The following is a 1085-nucleotide window of genomic DNA, read 5'->3' on the forward strand; positions in this document are numbered from 1 at the left end:
CGGCGTGGGCATGTCCCTGCCCTTCCTCGGCAAGGACGACATCTCCCGTCGCCAGGTGATCAACACGATCGGCCCCGTCTGGGACCTCAACGAGACCTGGCTGATCGTGGCGGGCGCGTGCCTGTTCGCCGCCTTCCCGGAGTGGTACGCCACCCTGTTCAGCGGCTTCTACCTCGCGCTGCTGCTGATCCTGCTCTCGCTGATCCTGCGCGGCGTCTCGTTCGAGTACCGGCACCGCGGGGCATCCGAGAAGTGGAAGCGGCGCTTCGACACCCTCATCGTGATCGGCTCCGTGCTCCCCGCGCTCCTGTGGGGCGTCGCGGTCGCCAACATCGTGCAGGGGGTGCCGCTGGATGCCGACCACAACTTCACCGGGTCGCTTCTGACGCTGCTCAACCCCTACGGGCTGCTCGGCGGGGTCACCCTCGTGCTCGTCTTCTTCACCCACGGTCTCTACTTCGTTGCCCTGAAGACCGACGGTCAGGTGCACACCGACGCGAAGCGCCTCGCCACCAAGGCGGGTGTGGTCACGGTCGTGGTCGCGGCGGCGTTCCTCATCTGGACGATCGTCATGGCCGCCTCGAAGGGTGCCCCGGCGCTCGGGTTCGCGATCGCCGCCGCCGCGATCGCCGCGGTCGCCCTCATCGCGTCGATCCTGGCGAACCTTCGCGACAAGCAGGGCTGGGCCTTCACGTTCGGCGTATTGACCGTCGCGTTCGCGGTGCTGACCCTGTGGTTCTCGCTCTTCCCGAACGTGATGCCTTCCACCACCGACCCGGCGGGCACCCTCACGATCGAGAACGCGTCGAGCACGCCGTACACGTTGACGATCATGACCTGGGCGGCGTTCATCTTCCTGCCGCTCGTGCTGCTCTACCAGGGCTGGACGTACTGGGTCTTCCGCAAGCGCGTCACCCGCAGCTTCATCGAGAAGGCGGCGGCATCGGCACACTGACCGAGACCTCACCCACGCGGATGCCGCGGCCCCTCCCCGGGCCGCGGCATCCGTCGTCGTAGGCGAGGTGGTTTTGCCCGGCGGCGCTCGCAGGTGCCGTCCGGGCGCATGAGGCAGGATCGAAGACGTG

The 1085-nt window shown here is 67.8% G+C and carries 1 pseudogene; it reads left to right on the forward strand.

The features are described 5' to 3' along the window. A pseudogene (cydB, locus tag ASG00_RS05700) lies at positions 1–955 on the forward strand (cytochrome d ubiquinol oxidase subunit II); the annotation flags it as partial. Positions 956–1085 lie beyond the last annotated feature (130 nt).

It is taken from the genome of Microbacterium sp. Leaf351, from assembly GCF_001423825.1.
Taxonomy (GTDB): Bacteria; Actinomycetota; Actinomycetes; order Actinomycetales; family Microbacteriaceae; genus Microbacterium; species Microbacterium ginsengisoli.